The organism is Spirabiliibacterium falconis (assembly GCF_014885015.1).
Lineage (GTDB): Bacteria > Pseudomonadota > Gammaproteobacteria > Enterobacterales > Pasteurellaceae > Spirabiliibacterium > Spirabiliibacterium falconis.
The window spans coordinates 40,562-59,302 of record NZ_JABMIJ010000008.1 but is presented as its reverse complement, the minus strand read 5'-3'; the positions used below and the strand labels follow the sequence as shown (position 1 = coordinate 59,302).

Annotated in this window: 20 protein-coding genes; 12 read left to right on the top strand and 8 right to left on the bottom strand. The window is 43.2% G+C overall.

Annotated elements, in window-relative coordinates; translation table 11 throughout:
- Positions 1-91: 91 nt before the first annotated feature.
- Together HPC40_RS05285 and argF are read right to left on the bottom strand one after the other, a co-directional pair.
- Entirely contained in the window at positions 92-481 is a 390-nt protein-coding gene (locus HPC40_RS05285; RefSeq protein ID WP_208118448.1) for a RidA family protein, read from the bottom strand.
- Positions 482-518: 37 nt separating this feature from the next.
- Positions 519-1,526, bottom strand: coding sequence for an ornithine carbamoyltransferase (gene argF, locus HPC40_RS05280; protein ID WP_328805304.1), 1,008 nt, complete (start codon positions 1,524-1,526; stop codon positions 519-521).
- Positions 1,527-1,715: 189 nt separating this feature from the next.
- On the opposite strand from argF, the gene HPC40_RS05275 reads away from it, so the two are divergent.
- From HPC40_RS05275 to HPC40_RS05255, 5 genes are all read left to right on the top strand, one after another.
- A complete protein-coding gene (locus HPC40_RS05275; protein ID WP_408021821.1) occupies positions 1,716-2,726 on the top strand; it encodes a Fe(3+) ABC transporter substrate-binding protein in 1,011 nt (336 codons plus the stop codon).
- A 55-nt stretch (positions 2,727-2,781) separates the two neighbouring features.
- A complete protein-coding gene (locus tag HPC40_RS05270; protein ID WP_328805303.1) occupies positions 2,782-4,416 on the top strand; it encodes an ABC transporter permease in 1,635 nt (544 codons plus the stop codon).
- Between the two features lie 9 nt (positions 4,417-4,425).
- The gene (locus tag HPC40_RS05265) at positions 4,426-5,472 is read left to right on the top strand and encodes an ABC transporter ATP-binding protein (RefSeq protein WP_208118446.1); all 1,047 of its coding nucleotides are present in this window, start codon (positions 4,426-4,428) and stop codon (positions 5,470-5,472) included.
- Positions 5,473-5,582: 110 nt separating this feature from the next.
- A complete protein-coding gene (locus HPC40_RS05260) occupies positions 5,583-8,093 on the top strand; it encodes a class I adenylate cyclase (protein WP_208118445.1) in 2,511 nt (836 codons plus the stop codon).
- Between the two features lie 45 nt (positions 8,094-8,138).
- Positions 8,139-8,768 carry a response regulator gene (locus tag HPC40_RS05255; protein WP_208118444.1) on the top strand — a complete coding sequence of 210 codons (630 nt, stop codon included), beginning with the start codon at positions 8,139-8,141 and terminating at the stop codon, positions 8,766-8,768.
- A 52-nt stretch (positions 8,769-8,820) separates the two neighbouring features.
- Here HPC40_RS05255 and HPC40_RS05250 read toward each other — a convergent pair whose 3' ends face one another.
- Positions 8,821-9,219, bottom strand: a complete 399-nt coding sequence (locus tag HPC40_RS05250) for a PRD domain-containing protein (protein ID WP_208118443.1) — start codon at positions 9,217-9,219, stop codon at positions 8,821-8,823.
- 174 nt (positions 9,220-9,393) lie between these two features.
- Here HPC40_RS05250 and HPC40_RS05245 point away from each other — a divergent pair, with 174 nt between their 5' ends.
- The 5 genes from HPC40_RS05245 to rpoH all read left to right on the top strand — a co-directional run bounded on the left by HPC40_RS05245 (position 9,394) and on the right by rpoH (position 13,896).
- On the top strand, positions 9,394-10,338 hold the full coding sequence (locus HPC40_RS05245) for an NADP-dependent oxidoreductase (protein WP_208118442.1): 945 nt from the start codon (positions 9,394-9,396) through the stop codon (positions 10,336-10,338).
- An 8-nt stretch (positions 10,339-10,346) separates the two neighbouring features.
- Positions 10,347-10,958: a beta-phosphoglucomutase family hydrolase gene (locus HPC40_RS05240; protein WP_208118441.1), complete on the top strand. Its 612-nt coding sequence runs from the start codon at positions 10,347-10,349 to the stop codon at positions 10,956-10,958.
- Positions 10,959-11,155: 197 nt separating this feature from the next.
- A complete protein-coding gene (gene luxS, locus HPC40_RS05235) occupies positions 11,156-11,662 on the top strand; it encodes an S-ribosylhomocysteine lyase (RefSeq protein WP_208118440.1) in 507 nt (168 codons plus the stop codon).
- Between the two features lie 45 nt (positions 11,663-11,707).
- Positions 11,708-12,889 carry a formate-dependent phosphoribosylglycinamide formyltransferase gene (gene purT, locus HPC40_RS05230; RefSeq protein ID WP_208118439.1) on the top strand — a complete coding sequence of 394 codons (1,182 nt, stop codon included), beginning with the start codon at positions 11,708-11,710 and terminating at the stop codon, positions 12,887-12,889.
- A gap of 161 nt (positions 12,890-13,050) precedes the next feature.
- Complete coding sequence (gene rpoH, locus HPC40_RS05225) at positions 13,051-13,896, top strand: RNA polymerase sigma factor RpoH (protein WP_208118438.1); 846 nt, start codon at positions 13,051-13,053, stop codon at positions 13,894-13,896.
- 60 nt (positions 13,897-13,956) lie between these two features.
- Here the strand turns inward: rpoH and ytfE are convergent, their stop codons facing one another.
- The 3 genes from ytfE to HPC40_RS05210 all read right to left on the bottom strand — a co-directional run bounded on the left by ytfE (position 13,957) and on the right by HPC40_RS05210 (position 16,502).
- The gene (gene ytfE, locus HPC40_RS05220; protein ID WP_208118437.1) at positions 13,957-14,628 is read right to left on the bottom strand and encodes an iron-sulfur cluster repair protein YtfE; all 672 of its coding nucleotides are present in this window, start codon (positions 14,626-14,628) and stop codon (positions 13,957-13,959) included.
- A 96-nt stretch (positions 14,629-14,724) separates the two neighbouring features.
- Entirely contained in the window at positions 14,725-15,588 is an 864-nt protein-coding gene (ubiA, locus tag HPC40_RS05215) for a 4-hydroxybenzoate octaprenyltransferase (protein WP_208118436.1), read from the bottom strand.
- Positions 15,589-15,653: 65 nt separating this feature from the next.
- Positions 15,654-16,502: a rhomboid family intramembrane serine protease gene (locus tag HPC40_RS05210; protein WP_208118435.1), complete on the bottom strand. Its 849-nt coding sequence runs from the start codon at positions 16,500-16,502 to the stop codon at positions 15,654-15,656.
- 74 nt (positions 16,503-16,576) lie between these two features.
- Here HPC40_RS05210 and HPC40_RS05205 point away from each other — a divergent pair, with 74 nt between their 5' ends.
- A complete protein-coding gene (locus HPC40_RS05205; protein WP_208118434.1) occupies positions 16,577-16,855 on the top strand; it encodes a DUF5389 family protein in 279 nt (92 codons plus the stop codon).
- On the opposite strand, the gene glpE is transcribed toward HPC40_RS05205, so the two are convergent.
- The gene (glpE, locus tag HPC40_RS05200; protein ID WP_208118433.1) at positions 16,852-17,172 is read right to left on the bottom strand and encodes a thiosulfate sulfurtransferase GlpE; all 321 of its coding nucleotides are present in this window, start codon (positions 17,170-17,172) and stop codon (positions 16,852-16,854) included. The genes HPC40_RS05205 and glpE overlap by 4 nt on opposite strands.
- Positions 17,169-18,044 carry a DMT family transporter gene (locus HPC40_RS05195; RefSeq protein WP_235972322.1) on the bottom strand — a complete coding sequence of 292 codons (876 nt, stop codon included), beginning with the start codon at positions 18,042-18,044 and terminating at the stop codon, positions 17,169-17,171. The genes glpE and HPC40_RS05195 overlap by 4 nt, the downstream gene beginning before the upstream one ends.
- Positions 18,045-18,160: 116 nt before the next feature.
- Here HPC40_RS05195 and HPC40_RS05190 point away from each other — a divergent pair, with 116 nt between their 5' ends.
- Positions 18,161-18,703 (top strand): hypothetical protein, encoded by a 543-nt coding sequence (locus HPC40_RS05190; RefSeq protein ID WP_208118432.1) that lies wholly within the window; start codon positions 18,161-18,163, stop codon positions 18,701-18,703.
- The last annotated feature ends 38 nt before the right edge of the window (positions 18,704-18,741 follow it).

Below are 18,741 nucleotides of genomic sequence, written 5' to 3'. Positions count from 1 at the left end.
TGAGTTATTAATTAGAGATAATATAACAATAAAAATACCGCACTTTTATCAAAGTGCGGTTTGAGGAATAAATGTAAATGTGCGGTATGATTTAACTGCGTGTGGCAATCACTTCGATCTCGACGCCAACATCTTTAGGTAGACGTGCGACTTCGACACATGAACGTGCAGGGTAGCTTGGGTGATTGTTTTCTTCAAAAAACGCTTGATATTCTGCATTTACGGTGGCGAAATCGTTTAAATCTTTGACAAATACCGTTGTTTTGATAATGTCTTTCACCTGTAAGCCTGCTTGTTCAATAATGGCTTTCACATTTTCCAATGATTGGCGTGTTTGTGCTTTAATGCAGGCGGGCACTTCCCCTGTTTTTGGGTTGACAGGAATTTGCCCTGAGGTGATAACCAAGTTGCCTAAATCATAGGCTTGTACATAAGGGCCAATTGCCGCTGGGGCATTTTCTGTGTGAATAACGTTGCTCATTGTGTTCTCCATAATGTAACTAAAATAAAAAGTGCGGTTATTCGCCAAGGGTGGCGACCATCACGGCTTTAATCGTGTGCATGCGGTTTTCCGCTTCGTCAAAAACAATGGATGCGTTTGATTCAAACACATCATCACTCACTTCCAATCCATTTAAACCGTATTTTTCTGCCATCGCTTTACCGATTTTGGTTTCGCTGTCGTGGAATGCGGGCAGGCAGTGCATAAATTTGACATTGGGATTGCCAGTTAATGCCAGTAATTCACGGTTAACTTGGTAAGGGCGCATTAAAGCGATACGCTCATCCCAAGCCTCCATCGGTTCACCCATGGAGACCCATACATCGGTGTAGATAAAATCTACATCTTTCACGCCGTCGGCGATATTTTCTGTGCATGTGATTTTTGCACCTGTTTTTGTCGCCATGTCGGCGACTTCTTCCAAAAGTGCGGTTTCAGGAAAAAATTGTTTTGGTGCAACAAGGCGTAAATCTAGCCCCATTAAGGCTGCCCCTTCAACAAATGAATTACCCATATTGTTGCGTGCATCACCTAGATAAGCCAGTTTCATTTCGCTTAATTTTTTGCCATTGCCGTGTTCGAGCATCGTCAGAAAATCGGCTAAAATCTGGGTTGGATGGAATTCATCGGTCAGCCCGTTCCACACAGGAACATCCGCATGCTCGGCGAGTGTTTCCACTAATGTTTGCCCAAAACCACGATATTGAATGCCGTCATACATTCGCCCAAGTACGCGGGCAGTGTCTTTCATCGATTCTTTATGCCCAATTTGTGAGCCACTCGGTCCGATATAAGACACTTGTGCACCTTGATCAAATGCCGCCACTTCAAAGGCGCAGCGAGTGCGGGTGGAGGTTTTTTCAAAAATTAATGCGATATTTTTGCCTTTCAGTGATTGCTGTTCACATTTAGCTTTTTTGTCCGCTTTGAGTTTGGCTGAAAGGGTTAAAAGTGCGGTAATTTCATCAGGTGTGAAATCCATTAAACGTAAAAAATGGCGATTTTTAAGAAAATGCTGATCCACATACACCCCCAAATGGTCATTAACGGTGCAAAAATTGTATCACATTATGATAATAAAACACGATTTATCGCAAAATTTAACCGCATTTTTAAAATTCATTTGAAAATGAGAGCGATTTTTATTAAAGTTGGCTGTGAGGCGTAATAATTTCATCTCGAAATTATTAATTTTTATCCACAGGAGACCATGATGAAAAAAACAGCTATCGCATTGGGATTAACCGCACTTATGGCAACGTCAGCAATGGCGGCGCAAGAAGTCAATGTTTACTCTTACCGTCAACCTTATTTGATCGAACCGATTTTGAAAAATTTTGAAAAAGATACGGGTGTAAAAGTCAATCTGATCTTTGATAATAAAGGGTTGGTTGAACGTTTGAAACGAGAGGGTGAGCTAAGCCCAGCGGATGTTATTTTAACGGTGGATATTAGCCGTGTGATGGAGGTTGTGAATTCAGGCTTGGCACAGGCGGTGAAAAGTGCGGTATTAGAGGAAAATATTCCGTCTCAGTATCGTGATTCAGGCAATCAGTGGTTTGCACTAACAACGCGCGCGCGCGCCATTTATTCATCAAAAGAGCGCGTTGGGCAGTTGCCAGATAGTTTTACGTATGAAGATTTAGCCAATCCAAAATTAAAAGGTAAAGTCTGTGTGCGTTCTGGGAAGCATCCATATAATCTGTCCTTGTTAGCATCCATTATTGCCCACGATGGCGAAGCGAAAGCCAAAGCGTGGTTAGAGGGACTCAAAGCCAATTTAGCACAGAAACCACAAGGTGGCGATCGTGATCAAGTGAAAGCCATTAAAGAAGGCGTGTGTGATTATTCACTCGGCAATAGTTATTACTATGGAAAAATGTTGGAAGATGATAAGCAACGGAGTTGGGCAGAGGCGGTCTTTATTAACTTTCCAAATCAAGAAACCACAGGTACGCACGTGAATATTTCAGGGGCGGCAGTGGCAAAATATGCCCCAAATAAAGACAATGCCGTGAAGTTGCTTGAGTATCTCAGCAGTGATGATGCACAGCATCAATATGCAGAGTTAAATCACGAGTACCCTGTTAAAGAGGGCATTCAGCCGTCAAAATTAGTTCAATCTTGGGGTACATTTAAAGCGGATACCTTACCGCTTGAAAAAATTGCTGAAAATCATAAAAAAGCCGTTAAATTAGTTGATGAAGTAAATTTCGACCTCTAATATTGATGAAAACGGCTGCAAAGAGAGGCTTTGCAGTCGTTTTTTAAGGTTTGATGTGAAAACGCTAAAGCATATTGCAATTTTTTCGCTGGTTTTGCTCTTCGTATTGCCGATTATTGCCATTGCCTATCAAGCAGTGAGTGATGATGCGCAAAGCATGTCCCATTTATGGCATACCGTTATGCCAGTCTATATTCAAAATTCATTTTTATTAGTACTTGGTACCGTTTTGCTCAGTGTGCTATTTGCGTTGCCATGCAGCTGGTTGTTATCGGTTTATCACTTTCCAAGTGCTCGGCTATTGCAGTGGGTTTTGTGTTTACCGTTGGCATTTCCACCTTATTTGTTAGGCTATTTATACACGGATTTGCTCGATTACGCGGGACCTGTGCAACGTGTTTTACGTGCAGCGTTTGGCTGGCAAACCGCTAGTGATTATGTCTTTCCGACTATTCGTTCGCTTGGTGGGGCTTGTGTTGTCTTGGCGTTGGTGCTGTATCCTTACATTTTTTTATTAACACGCATTGCGTTGATGGATTTATCTGAAAATTTACAGCACAGTGCCAAAATGTTGGGTGTACGTCGATTTGCGTTATTTCGAAAAGTAACACTGCCATTAATTCGCCCAGCCATTGCCACAGGGTGTGCGTTGGTGGCTATGGAAACGCTTGGTGACTTTGGTACGGTCAGTTATTTTGCCATTCCTACCTTAACAACGGCCATTTATGATACATGGTTGGTATTAAGTGATCTTGCCACCGCAAGCCGCATTTCTTTGGTGATGTTGGGCTTCATCTTTTTATTGCTTGCTATTGAACGATACAATCGCCGACAACAAAAACGTTATCAACGTGGCTATGAGCAACGTATTGCCAAAGTGCGGTTGCATGGTTGGCGTGCAGCTTTGGCAATGAGTTATTGTTGGGGGCTGATTTTAGCTGCTGTGATCATACCACTGAGTAAATTAATATATTGGGCATACCTGTATTTTGATCAAGCGTGGCAAGATCAATTTTGGCGTTACGCCTTTAATAGTGTGAAAGTCTCTTCTTTAGCGGCGTTGTTGAGTGTTTTGCTGGCGTTATTATTGCTCTTTTTTGTGCGGAAATATACCTTAAATAACACATCAAATTATGCCATAAAATCCCTAATTCCATTGTCTTCAATGGGGTACGCTGTGCCAGGAACGGTGCTGGGAATCGGGCTACTCATTCCATTAACAGGTGCGGATCATCTGTTAAATCATGGGCTGAAAAGTGTAGGTTTACCGCTTATTGGGTTGGTGTTCAGCGGTTCAATTTTTGCCCTTATTTATGCGTATGTTATTCGTTTTTTGGTCATGAGCTTAGGCAGCATTGATGCGTCATTTGATAAAATTTCTCCTTCGCTTGATATGGCGGCCAATACCCTTGGCGTGCGGGGGGCTAAAATGGCATGGAAAGTCCATTATCCGCTCTTGCGCAAAGGCATTTTGACCGCACTTATCTTGGTGTTTTTAGAAAGTATGAAAGAACTGAATGCGTCATTATTACTGCGTCCGTTTAATTTTGATACGCTCGCCACGCACGTATTTATGCTGACCTCTGATGAGCAATTAGAGCAAGCCTCGTTGTCGGCATTATTTTTGGTGTTAGTGGGCATTATTCCCGTGATTTTTTTAACGCGTTCCATGTTATCGCACAGACAATAGAGCCATAGAATGACAGACTTATTACGCATTGATAACCTTGCCGTTCATTACCAAAATAAGGCGATTTTATCGCAGCTCTCGCTGACCTTAGCCGATAGTGAGATTTTATGCCTACTGGGTGCCAGTGGCTGTGGTAAAACCACGTTATTAAAAGCCATTGCGGGCCTACTCCCCGTCACCAGCGGTTCAATCAGCTTAAAAGGTGAAAATATCACCCATCAAGATAGTGCGTTGCGTGGCATCGGTTTGATTTTTCAAGACTATGCACTTTTCCCACATCTCAATGTGGCACAGAATATTGCCTTTGGGCTTGGACAGGTCAGTGCATCGGAACGCCATGCGATTATTGATGAAATGCTCACGCTCATTGGTTTATCGGATTACCGCCATAAGTTTCCACATCAGCTTTCAGGTGGGCAACAACAGCGTGTTGCCATTGCGCGATCATTAGCATGCCGCCCGACATTACTTTTGCTTGATGAGCCTTTTTCCAACATTGACACACAAGTGCGGTTGCAGCTAATTGATGAGATTAAATCAATTTTGAAATCGCAAGCCACACCTGCCATTTTTGTCACCCATAGCAAAGAAGAGGCCTTTTTATTCGCGGATAAGCTCGCCTTAATGGCACAGGGAAAGATTGTGCAAACAGGTGCGCCGACCGCACTTTACCACGCGCCGCAAAATCGTTTTGTGGCTGATTTTCTCGGGCAGAGCAATTATGTGCATGCCACCGTGATCGATGCCCATACGTTAGGCACTGAGCTGGGCAATTTTAGCTTTGCTACGCCCTTGATGTTTGCGGATCAAAGTGCGGTCAGGCAAGGTGAGCGTGTTGTGTGCTTGATTCGACCCCAGCAATTACAATTACATAGTAGTGAACCTACGAATGGGCATATTATCAATGTGCGGTTTTTAGGACATACGTTTGCCTATAAAGTGCGGTTAGACACGCAAACATTGGTAGATGTATATAGTCAAAAAATGCTTGCTGAGGGCGAGCGCATTAAGGTTACGGCAAAGATAGATACGGCGATTTTGTTTCCAGATTTTTAACTAAAAAGAGTAAGGCTACTTTACCCCCTAGCGATTAAGTGATAGGCTTGTGATATGCGCAATTTTACAGCGTGTACAGATAGATTTTACATTTGTAGTGAGAGCCTTATTTGAGTAGTTATCTGGAATCCGCCAAAGAATTGGTATCCGAATTAGATCAGCGTCGTTTTCAGCGAGCCATTGATGGCAATTCGCAAGAGTTTTGCCATGTCTTTCAATTGATAACACTGTTACTTGATGTTAATCATCCTGCATTGCCAGGATATGTGCACGATGCGCCTGCGGGCATCGCGGGCTTCTTGTTAAGTGATTATCAGCGGCATTATCTTTATACCATTGTTCCTAACAGCGTTTACCCAAATGATTTTTTGACTGCGTCAAAAAGGAAAAAAACGCCGATTTTGGGCGTATATGCGATGGGGAGCACGGGCTCTATCACACAAAATAGCCAGTCGGATTTGGATATTTGGGTGTGTATTTCTGAGCAGATAAGCACAACTGCCTATACGCGACTTTCCCAAAAAACCGCACTTTTGCAAAAATGGGCACAAACGATGAAAGTGGAGATGAATTTTTATTTGCTCCATGAAAATCATTTTCGCAATACGACCTATTCCACCGTGCTTAGCACAGAAAATTGTGGCAGTAGCCAATATGTATTGCTATTGGACGAATTCTATCGTTCAGTGATTCGTCTAGCTGGGAAGCCATTATTATGGTTACATATGCCAATTAATAATGAAGAATATTATGACAAAGCTGTGGAAAAATGGATTGCAGAAAGCAAAATCGTGCGTGAAGAATGGGTCGATTTTGGTGGCTTAGGGGCATTATCTGCCGATGAATACTTTGGTGCAACGTTATGGCATTTATATAAAGGTGTGGATTCGCCCTATAAATCCGTGATCAAAATTTTGCTGCTTGAGGCGTTAATGGCAGAGTATCCTTATCCTGCATTGATTTCGAAACAATTTAAGCAGCAGCTATTATCTGGCGCAAAGATTGATCACTATTTTGATCCGTATTTGGCAATGTTGCAAAAAGTGAGTGCGTATTTGCGATCAATTAACGATAAATACCGTTTAGAGCTAGTGCGTCGCTGTTTTTATATCAAAGCAAATCGAGATAATGACGATCTATCGCAACAAAAAAGTTGGCGTTATCAGCAATTGCAACATTTTGCTCAACAATGGCATTGGTCAGCAAAAGATGTAGAGATGCTGAATAATCACGGGCGTTGGAAAATCAAGCAAGTTAATCGCTTTTATCACAGCCTTGTGGCCGTGTTTATGCAAAGTTATCGTAATTTGATTACATTTGCACGTAAACAGAAAATTTCTGCCGATTTAATGCCTGAAGATATTGGGATTTTAACACGTAAACTTTACACGGCCTTTGAAGTATTGCCCGGCAAAGTCACGCTATTTAATCGCCAAATTGTGGACAATATGACCGAAGATCATCTGATGTTCGTTGAAGTGCGTCACTCAAGTGCGGTCAAAGAGGGGTGGTATTTATTCAACACCGCACCAAATAAAATCATCGATTCACGTGATAGATATGTTGAATACGCACCGCACTTGGGTAAATTGGTCGCGTGGGCGTATTTTAACGGCTTACTCGGCGCAAAAACACGCTTGCACATTCGCAGCCCCAATGTCAGTTTGGCGAAATTGCAACAATTTGTAACCGATTTGCGGCTGTCTATTACGCAGTCGGCACTTCCACCAAGCAATGATGATTTCAGTCATCCATGCGAATTACGTCATTTATTTGTTGCAGTTAATTTAACCCACGATCCAACCGAACATATCGTCGGCAATGATCGCCGTAGTGTGCAATCGAATGATTTATTCAATTTTGGACCAGAACAAACCTGCTTACTTGGCAGTATGTCATTGATTTATCGCAATCGCTGGAATGAAATCCGCACATTGCATTTTGAAGGGCAACACGCCATTTTAAATTGCTTGAAAGTGCTAGCTCATAAAGTGCATTGCAGTGCTTCGCCACTAGAAAGTGTGCAAGTGTGTTGTTATAGCAAGCGTTATCGTGACGAAATGCTCGCCACCGCCGCGAAATTAGTGCATAAATGTATTCGCGCTCAGGTCAGTATGGTGTTGAATAAACGCTCGATTAATCGCCTACAAGTTGCAGGAAAAATGTGGAATTTTTCCTATGAAACACGCGGCTTAAGAATTCAAGAGGATGGCGTTGGCACACTGCCTGATAATAGCATGCAGGCGGCACGAAATATCAGCCAAAATAAATACCATTTCCCAATGGCAATCGGGGAGTTTGCCAGTGAAGGTTTTTTACAATTTTTCTTTGAAGATAATCGTGATGGCAGCTTTAACGTTTATATTTTAGACGAGCAAAATAATCCGGAAATTTATTACCGTTGCAAAGACGAAAAAGAAGAAAAAATAAAAGAAATCAACCGATTATATACAATGGATCGTTATAATAGTGCCACGCAAAACGCTAATTACAGCTTTAATTATCCGCAATTTTACCAGTTGATTCTTGATCAAGCAGGGAATGAAAAAATTGTGCCGTTTCGGAGTCAGCAGCATTTACGTTTTCAAGGCAGTGAGAAAATTGCCCCGCTTTATGTATAAACACGTTATAATATGCCATTCACATAAAAACCATACGGGAGCATTATGTCACAACAATACCGCACTTTGATTATTGATGACCATCCACTTATGCGTCGCGGTATGACGCAACTGCTTGAGTTAGAGCCTGAATTTGATGTGGTTGGCGAAGCCAGCAACGGCTTGGAGGGTATTCGACTTGCCAACTCGCTTAGCCCAGATGTCATCATTTTGGATTTGAATATGAAAGGGTTATCAGGCTTGGAAACATTGCAGCAGTTGCGTAAAGATGGCATTGATGCACGCATTGTGATTTTAACTGTATCTGACGCTAAAGCGGATATTTATGCCCTCGTTGATGCAGGTGCTGATGGGTACTTGCTCAAAGACAGTGAGCCTGAACAATTATTAAAACAAATTCAACAAATTGCGCAAGGCGAAGTTACATATAGTGATGAAGTTCAGGCGTTATTACAACAACGCCAGCACTCGCCAGAGCCACTGTTATCGCTCACAGATCGTGAAGGCGATGTACTTGAATTGGTTGCCAAAGGAATGTCAAACAAACAAATTGCAGAGATTTTGTTCATTTCAGAAGAAACGGTGAAAGTGCATATTCGCAACTTATTGCGCAAGCTCAACGTAAATTCCCGCGTGGCAGCCACGGTCCTTTATTTACAATATAAAGGCGTTTAGTGGTGATGCAAAAGTGCGGTGAGTTTGACCGCACTTTGCCTCTGTTCTGTATTTAACGGTATGCTAGATGAGACTTGGCGTTATCAACTAACTGTGGTTGCGCCTCACATAATGCACCAACACCTGCCCACAAATAACCCCGTTCGGCTTGGCTAAGTTGCGTTTTGCATTTATTAAGTAAGGTTTTGCTGAGTTTTTCCACTTGCATAAAGTGCGGTTCTTGTTGTAATTCAGCCAGCAACGTTGTATCAAATTGCGTGTCTAGCGTATTGCCCTGTAAGGATCGTTCTAACGCCATTGCAATATGCGTTACCAGCATCACGACGTGATCTTGCTCAATGTCCACCTGCCATTGTTGCAATGTAGTGATGACATTTTGAATATCACATTGGGTGGCTTCGCTGATTATTCCTGATTGGGCAAGTGATTGAATGCGTTGCTCCAGATTCACAACTTAACTCCTAAAATAAAACGACTTTTTATAAATCTTGTGCAGAAAATAGAACAAAGTGCGGTATAAGGCAATTTTTTAACGCAAATTTGCAAACTTCATCACAAAAATGCTTTTTTGTCGGAGTGAATTTGTTATTCTAAGAACAAAATAGGTCAATTTAAAGGAGAGAGCATGGCAGAATTAGAAAACTATGGTATTACAATTTCTGCGTTCGGTGGTGTGGATGTGTTAACAGTAGCGACACATTTAGAGATACCTAACATTCAAGCGGATGAAATTTTACTGGAAAATGCCTTTGCGAGTGTGAATCCTGTGGATTATAAAACCCGTCAAGGGTTGGGTTGGGGCGCAGAAAAATTTAAATCACAATTCCCTGCAGTGTTGGGATTTGATATGGCTGGGGTTGTGGCTAAGGCTGGGGCGAACAGTGGCTTTCAAGTCGGCGAGCGGGTTGCTGCGTTAAGTTTTGAGGGGGGCGGATATAGCCATTATGCAAAAGTGGATGCAAGTCTTGTAGCACGGATTCCTGATAATGTCAGCATGCAGCAAGCCGCAGCATTGCCAACGGTGGGGGTAACCGCTTACCAAATTATTCAGCAAGCGCAGTTGCAAGCTGGGCAAAAAGTGCTTATTTCTGCACCCGCTGGCGGCGTTGGGCATATTTTATTGCAACTTTTGCAGCACTATGATGTCGAGATCATTGCCATTTGCTCCAGTGCCAAAAAAGCATGGGTAGCCGCACAAGGCGTCAATCAAGTGCTTGATTATACGACATTAGAACGCTTCCCTGCAGTAGAGGCTGATCTGTTCATTGATTTAGTCGGGGGGGATAGTGGTGTTAACGCTTTGGATGCGGTGAAGCAAGGTGGGCGTGTTATTTGCGTGCCGAGCATTCATGTACCATTATTGCAAGCTGCTGGTCATGCTCGTGGATTACAAGTTGAGAACATATTAGCGCAACCTAACGCAGCGGATTTGACCGCACTTTTAACAATGTTAAGTGAAAAATCCTTGCATGTTGATATTGCGGCAATTTTTGCTTGGCACGATCTTGCTATCGCCCATCAACAAATTGAATCAGGGCGGACACAGGGTAAATTATTGATTGCATTTTAAGAGGGGATATGAGCGTTTCACACATTGAGCCTACACAATTTGAGGCGTTTGCAGGGCTGATTTTTGATATGGATGGCACCTTGATCGATACAATTGCAGCACATAAACGTGCTTGGCTAGAGATGGGGCAAGCGTATGGTTATGATTTCGATCCAACATTAATGACAGCGTTGACGGGTTCAAGCACCTATAATATTGCACAAGCAATGATGGAAAAAGCAGGAATGCCACTAGATAAACTTGAAGAAGTGGTGCAACGCAAACGTGATCTTGGTGCACAATATATGGCTGAAAGTGCGGTTTTATTGCCAGCATTTGAGGTGGTTCAGTTTTTTTATGGCAAAAAGCCACTTGCTCTTGGCACAGGTGCACATCGCCAAATTGTGGATATGCTGTTTGCTCAATTTGGGCTTGAGCCGTATTTTAACGTGGTGATTACGAGTGATGATGTCCAGAATCACAAACCGCATCCTGATACGTTTTTGCACTGTGCGAAAGGAATGGGGCTAGCACCCGAGCTATGCGTCGTGTTTGAAGATGGTGATTTTGGCGTGCAGGCAGCACTTGCGGGCAACATGGCGGTGTTTGATGTGCGTACAGGTGAGCTTCTGCGTCCGTGATTTTGGCGGTTTACAATAACGTGTTATACTACGTTTGTTTTTTGTTTAGGCAAAAAAATGCCCCCAAACCACGGGGGCGAAATAACCTAAGGAACCAACTTTATTATAGAAAAAAACTGCAAGTTGCTTGTATAGTAAGACAAGGGCTTGCGTGAAAAGTTCCAAAAAAGTGGAAAAATTTTTATCAAGGAAAAATCATGCCATTATTAGACAGTTTTACCGTTGATCATACTAAGATGAACGCACCCGCAGTGCGAGTTGCAAAAATGATGCAAACCCCAAAAGGTGATGAAATTACTGTGTTTGATCTGCGTTTTTGTCGCCCTAATATTGAAATTATGCCAGTGAAAGGTGTGCATACACTGGAACACCTTTTCGCTGGATTTATGCGAGATCATTTGAATTCAGACACAGTGGAGATCATCGACATCTCTCCAATGGGCTGTCGCACAGGATTTTATATGAGCGTGATTGGTCATCCTGATGAAAGTGCGGTTGCCAATGCGTGGCTAGCAGCGATGGACGATGTGATAAAGGTGGAATCACAAAATGATATTCCAGAGCTGAATAAGTATCAATGCGGTACATATACCGATCACTCCTTGGCAGAGGCGCAAGATATTGCACGCCATATCATTGAGCGAGGCGTAGGTGTGAATAAAAATGCTGACTTGGCACTTGACCCAAGTTTTCTAAATCATTAATCCAAACCGAGCCTATGCTCGGTTTTTTCTTGCAAGGAGAGGCTTATGACCACTATCGGTACACCATTAACCTTAAATGCGACCAAAGTGATGTTGCTTGGCTCAGGCGAGCTTGGTAAAGAGGTGGTAATTGAATTACAGCGGTTAGGCGTGGAAGTGATCGCCGTTGATCGCTATGAAAACGCACCCGCACAGCAAGTGGCACACCGAGCCTATACGCTTTCTATGCTAGATGGAAAAGCCCTTCACGCAGTGGTGGAAAAAGAGCAGCCTGATTACATTGTACCCGAAGTGGAGGCGATTGCGACAGATACGTTGCTTGAGCTTGAACGAGCAGGTTTTAATGTGATTCCAACGGCAAATGCTACCAAATTAACGATGAATCGAGAGGGTATCCGTCGTTTAGCTGCTGAAGAGTTGGGGTTACCAACATCCCCTTATCGTTTTGTGGACAATATAGATGACTTTAAACGTGCGGTTAGCGAGATCGGTATGCCGTGCGTAGTTAAGCCAATTATGAGCTCATCAGGGCATGGGCAAAGTGTCGTCAAATCTGAGCAAGATATTATGTATGCGTGGGAGTACGCGCAATCAGGTGGACGAGCAGGTGCAGGGCGAGTGATTGTGGAAGGTTTTGTCCCGTTTGATTATGAAATCACGCTATTAACAGTGCGCCATATTGGTGGCACGTCTTTTTTAGCACCGATAGGACATCGCCAAGAGCAGGGGGATTATCGTGAATCGTGGCAGCCACAAGCCATGAGTGAAACCGCACTTTTGCAAGCGCAAGCTATCGCTGAGAAAATTACCAGTGCATTGGGCGGGCGTGGTATTTTTGGGGTGGAGCTGTTTGTACGTGGTGATGATGTGATCTTCAATGAAGTGTCGCCACGTCCGCATGATACTGGCATGGTAACACTGATTTCACAGCCATTATCGGAATTTGCACTACATGCGCGTGCCATTCTTGGCTTACCGATCCCTGAAATTGAGCAATTTTCACCTGCCGCTTCTCGCGCAATTGTGGTGGAAGGGCAGTCGGATAATGTACGATTTGGCAATTTAAACGAAGTCTTGAGTGAACCGAAAGTCGATATTCGCTTATTTGGCAAAGGCGAAGTCAATGGACATCGTCGATTGGGCGTGATTCTTGCGCGAGATGAAAGTGTTGAGCAAGCACGCGAGAAGGCTCAGCGAGCATTAGCGCAATTGGAGATCACACTATAAGTGAACACTCACTAATCGAGCAAAATTTCAGCGTTTACATGAACTTTTTATTATTTTTTGCGTCTAAATAAATACGAATACGAGCCACCATCGCAGTAGGCTGTTTCATAACAGCCTTATTTGTGATATAAATACAGGTTCATAACTTAAGGAAGAATGCAATGAATAAAGACATGCAAACTATGATGCTTGTCCCGCAAGGTAGTCTTGAGGGCTACATTCGCGCTGCTAATGAGTATCCGATGCTAAGCGCAGAAGAAGAGAAAGCGTTGGCAGAACGTTTGTATTACCATGAAGATCTGGATGCTGCAAAACAGCTGATTTTGTCGCACCTGCGTTTTGTCATTCATGTTGCACGCGGTTACGCAGGCTACGGATTGCCACAGGCGGATTTAATCCAGGAAGGTAACATTGGCTTGATGAAAGCGGTGCGTCGCTTCAATCCTGAAGTGGGAGTGCGTCTTGTTTCTTTTGCGGTACATTGGGTGAAAGCTGAAATTCACGAATATGTATTGCGTAACTGGCGTATTGTCAAAGTCGCCACGACAAAGGCACAACGTAAGTTATTTTTTAATTTGCGCAAAACTAAGCAACGTTTTGGCTGGTTCAATGAAAATGAAGTTGCTATGGTTGCTGATGAGCTTGGCGTGTCTGTTGACGATGTTAAAGAGATGGAATCACGCATGAGTGGGCAAGATATGGCGTTTGACTTGCCAACAGATGATAATGATGACAATTATAGCCCAGCGTTATATTTGGAAGATAAATCATCCGATTTTGCTTCCGAATTAGAAAGTGAAAACTATGAAGAGCAAGCTACAGAGCAATTGAGTATTGCACTAGAGGGGTTGGATGCGCGTAGTTTAGATATTATTCGTTCACGCTGGCTAGATGAAGATAAAGCCACACTACAAGACTTGGCAGCAAAATACAACATTTCTGCCGAACGCGTGCGTCAGCTTGAAACGAATGCATTGAAAAAATTAAAAGGCGCAGTGAGTTTTTAATCATCAATAATGTAAAAAGCTGAACATATGTTCAGCTTTTTTTATGACCGCACTTTAATACTAGATGCACGCTAACACGCGAGGAAATAAGTTTTCATTTTCTAATGCGATATGGGCGATGAGATCTTGTTCAAATAAAGCAATGCCATTATAGAGCACACGCCAAGTGGTGCAGGCATCATCAGGTGGTATGATATCGTTGGTTAATGAGCGAATCACTTGCAAGATGTCCAGTGCAGCATCATGTTCCATTAACATCACTTGAATTGGCATTTGTGCCATCGCATAGCGTTGTGCCATTATCATCGGAAATAGCACCTGCTCTTCTTTTTGCATATGCTGGCTGAGCTCATCTAAAATTTCTTTTAAGGCGTGTGAAACCCCCACAGGGCAATCCTCACGCTCTCCATGAACATGCTCTACTTTTTCGGCTAAAAAAATGAGTTCAGGCAGCTGTTCGAGGTGGCGTTGATGGAAACGTGTTAAAATATAATGAATAATCGCTGCAAAATCGGCTTGTTGCCAATCTTGCTCGGCTAAATTTTCGGTTTGCGTGTGTAATTCCTGCAATTGTTGCACAATGTCCGCGACATCAAGCCCTTTTAATTTTGCCGCGAGTGCCAAGCTATCAGCACCGCCACAGCAATAATCTAACCCAACTTGGCGAAATAGCTTCGTTGCACCTGGAATTTCAATTGCAATTTCACGTAATTTTTTATCTTGTATTGTCATAATCACTCCTTATGTTTGATGCGTAGTGTATCATAAGAAGTATTTTTATTATATCTTTTTAATTAAAATGCTATCTGCGGTAAAGTGCGGTTCACATCAGCAGAAAATGCCCAGCAGTATCGCAATGAAAAAGCCGAGCCCGACATAATTATTATTGAGAAATGCCTGAAAGCATGCCATACGCTGGCGATCTTTTGTTAAGCTCGCTTGATAAATAAAAAGTGCGGTCGGGAGGCTAAGCAAGACATAAAACAATGGATGAAGCTGTGCGAGAATGCCAATAATGATAAACAGCAGTAATGTTCCTGCTTGCAGTGCTGCAATGATCTTATTGTCATACTGTGCAAACAAAATTGCGGTGGATTTTACCCCAATGCGGAGATCATCATCGCGATCAACCATTGCATATTGTGTGTCGTAGGCGACAGTCCACAAAATATTGGCAAGAAATAATAACCAACATACCAGCGGTAATTGGTTGCTCACAGCGGCATATGCCATGGGGATTGACCAGCCAAATGCTGCGCCTAACACAAACTGTGGCAAGTGGGTGTAGCGTTTCATAAATGGATAGATAAAGGCTAACGCAATGGCGATAAAAGACAAGCCAATTGCGTAAGAATTCAGGCTTAACACCAGCAAAAAGGCTAACAATGAAAGTGCCACAAACAGCCATTTGGCCTCATTAGCACTCACCTCTCCTGTGGCAAGGGGGCGAAGTGCGGTGCGTTTGACGCTGCCGTCAATATGACGATCTGCGTAATCATTAATCACACAGCCAGCGGCACGCATTAAAAAGACCCCAAGGGTGAAAATAACGACCAATTTTCCTTCAGGCATGCCGCCACTGGCAAGGACTAATGCCCATAATGTGGGCCACAGTAACAGCAAGGTTCCAATGGGGCGATCAATGCGCATTAATCGTGCGTAGGCGGAAATTTTTTGTGTGTAATAAGCCATAAAACTTAACGCTGGTGAATGGTGCGACTATTTTACACCAAAAGTGCGGTCAAAAGCAGGGCGCATTAGGATTTTTCTGCGCGTTTACAATCCAACCAGCCGCTAAGTATGCCAATCACAAGTCCAGAAATATGTGCTGCATTGCCGACCTGTATGCCGTATAAGGGGGCGGCAAACCCGATGACGATGCCAACAACAATCATATAGACAAACCCCGTTGGTAGCGTAAAACGGTGTTGCGGATCAAGGCGGTGCAGGGTGTAAATATAACCTAATACCCCATAAACCACGCCTGATAAGCCAAAAAATGCCGCGCCTGAAATGCCATTTTGCACGATACCAGAGAGGCATGCACAGCTTAAAAAGAGTTGCAAAATTTTCCAGCTACCGCACTTTTGTTCGATTCTGCTGGCGAAAATGAACCACCATGTGAGATTAAAAGCAAGATGGCTAAAGGAGAGATGCACCAGTGCATGCGAAATAAAACGCCAAATCTCATGATATTGTGTGGCGGTGTCAGGATAGTGTAGTGCGTTGAATACGACCACATTACCAAGTAAAAATTGGAGTGCGTACACCACAAGGCAAAGTGCAGTGATGAGCAGTGTCAATGGCGCGCGTCGTAATTCATCAATGATGCTTGGTATGGAAAATAGTGAAAGTGCGGTTGGCTCATCCGTTTGCCCTTGCGTCCAACTGGCTTGTACAAATTGTGGCGCATGGGGATTGTGAATGAAGGATTGTACCGCCTCGTGTAATTGGCTTGCTAACGCGTCATTTAATGGCACATCGCAGACAACATCAAAGTGCGGTTGTCCGCCGATGACATCTAACGTAATCCCGAATTGCAGCTTAGCGTAATCACGAAAACGCAAAGCGAGTTCGTGGCTGTCGGTGCTTAGCACATGGTGCATCGTTTAATCCTTTAAAAAATGAATGATTTCGCTATACTACCATTTTAATTGAAGCAAAAATGTAAGGAGTGCCTGTGCCGTTTAAAACCGCACTTTGGATATTGGCTGCCCCAATTGTGTTATGGCCATTTGCGTTATTATTATCGCCCTATATTGCAGAATCACCCGCATTATCGGCATTGCAAGCCAATGTAGTTGCAACCCTCATGTGGTTTTATCCAATTGGCATCGTGCTGATCATTGTGTTATTACGAAAGCTACAATCTCGCAGTGCTAAGGTTGCATATTGGCTTGCGATGGCTGCGATCGTGTTCGTCTATTGGCACATTTTTGCCCTTGCTCAATTATTTTAAGGCTCAACGGGTAAATTCGCATTGAGCCAGCCTTCAAATCCACCCTCCACGCTATAAACCTGCTCAAATCCTTGACTAGCGAGATAATGTCCTGCACTCAGACTGCTGATCCCATGGTAACATATGATCAGCACTGGTTGCTCAAAATCCAGGAGATTAAGTTGCTCGTGTAAATTGTCATTACTTAAATGTTGTGCATATTTCGCATGTTGTGCGGCAAAATGTGTGCTATTGCGAATATCAAATAGCACACCTTGTGCTGTTTTCACCATTTCCCACGCGTGTTGAGGTGAAATAGGCGTAACATGTTGTGTCATCTTTTGTCCTTATGTGCACTATGGCGGTTGATTAAAAACATACCATAACCTGAGATAAAAATGAAAATATAGCCCACCCAGCTTGCCCAATCTGGCATTTCGTGAAATAAGAAGACACTAAAAAGTGCGGCGAAAATCACGGAGGTGTAAGAATAAATCGACACTTCTGTCGCACTGGCAAAGCGATAGGCGAGCGTGATACCAAATTGTCCAAATGTGGCTGCAACGCCAGAGCCGATCAGCAATAAGAGTTGTAGGCTTGTCATTGGTTCGACCACAAACAGGAGTGGAGGCAGAAGGGCGACGGTCGAAAAAAAAGAGAAGAAAAATACGATGGTATAAGGCGATTCGCTGACGTTACTCAGTGCCAGAACCCGTAGCATTAAATAAGCCCCTGCCGCTGCGATTGCCCCACCCAGTGCGACTAAATAAGGGAAAAGTGTGGTATCAAATCGGGGTTTTATAATCAGCAATAGCCCTAAAAATGCCATGGCGCAAAAGGCGATTTGTTTGCTGGTAACACGCTCTTGCAAGAAAATAGCAGATAGCACAATTAAAATGAACGGTGAGAGCTTCATGATCATATCGGCATCACTTAGGACAAGGTGATCGATAGAATAAAAGCTCATTAAGATACCGCTCAAGCCAAAGAGAGATCGCAAAATAAGGGTTTTACGATTGCGTTTTTCGCCAAAATAACATACCTGATGTTTCCACACCAAAAATCCACTCAAGATGGCGGCAATGGCATTGCGAAAAATGGATTTTTGCACCACAGGCAAGTCGCCAGCAAGTTTTAAACACACACCCATCACAGTAAATGCGAGGGCTGAGACGAGCATAGCGAGGATGCCTTTGCTTAAATTAGACATAACCGAGCGTAAAATAAAAGTACGTTACCCACTTTTCATGAAAATAGCAAGTGCGTGGCATTGGGCAATGTGTGTGGTTGTGATATAGTGATGCCAAAAAATGACAGGAGAAAGCTATGCTAAAAACCAAAGTTATCGCACTCGGTGCGTTGTTGGTGTTGAGTGGATGTAGTATGTTTGAAAGTGCGGTGATTGACCTGCCACAAGATGAGAGAGATACGCCGTCGTATATGATAGGCTATCAAATGGCAACCCAAACGTATCATGGCACAATTGATCGGCAATATGATGTGGATGAATTCACCCGTGGTGTACAAGCGTGGTATCGTGGTGATGTAAAAGAGTCATTAGAGAGCGTGCGTCAAAAACTCTATAATAAATTGCAAGATAGTAACGTCTATGAGTTTCGTAAAGGTGTAGTATTTGCAGGTGATGTGCAACATAATTTGACACAGTTTAGTGCGGGGTGTTGGGCAAAATTGAATAAACCGAGCATAACACAGGGCATTTATGACGCAATGCGAGATATGAAAAATCAACGTGAACGCTATTCTGAAGCCCAGCTCAATGACGGCAACGATGCGTTTTTGCGTGTTTGCCCACCTAATAACAAAAGTACGGTTAACGGTAAAAGTAAAGGACGCACGAAAAAACAATAAAATGTGATCAAGCTCAAATTTTGCACATTTTTTCTTGG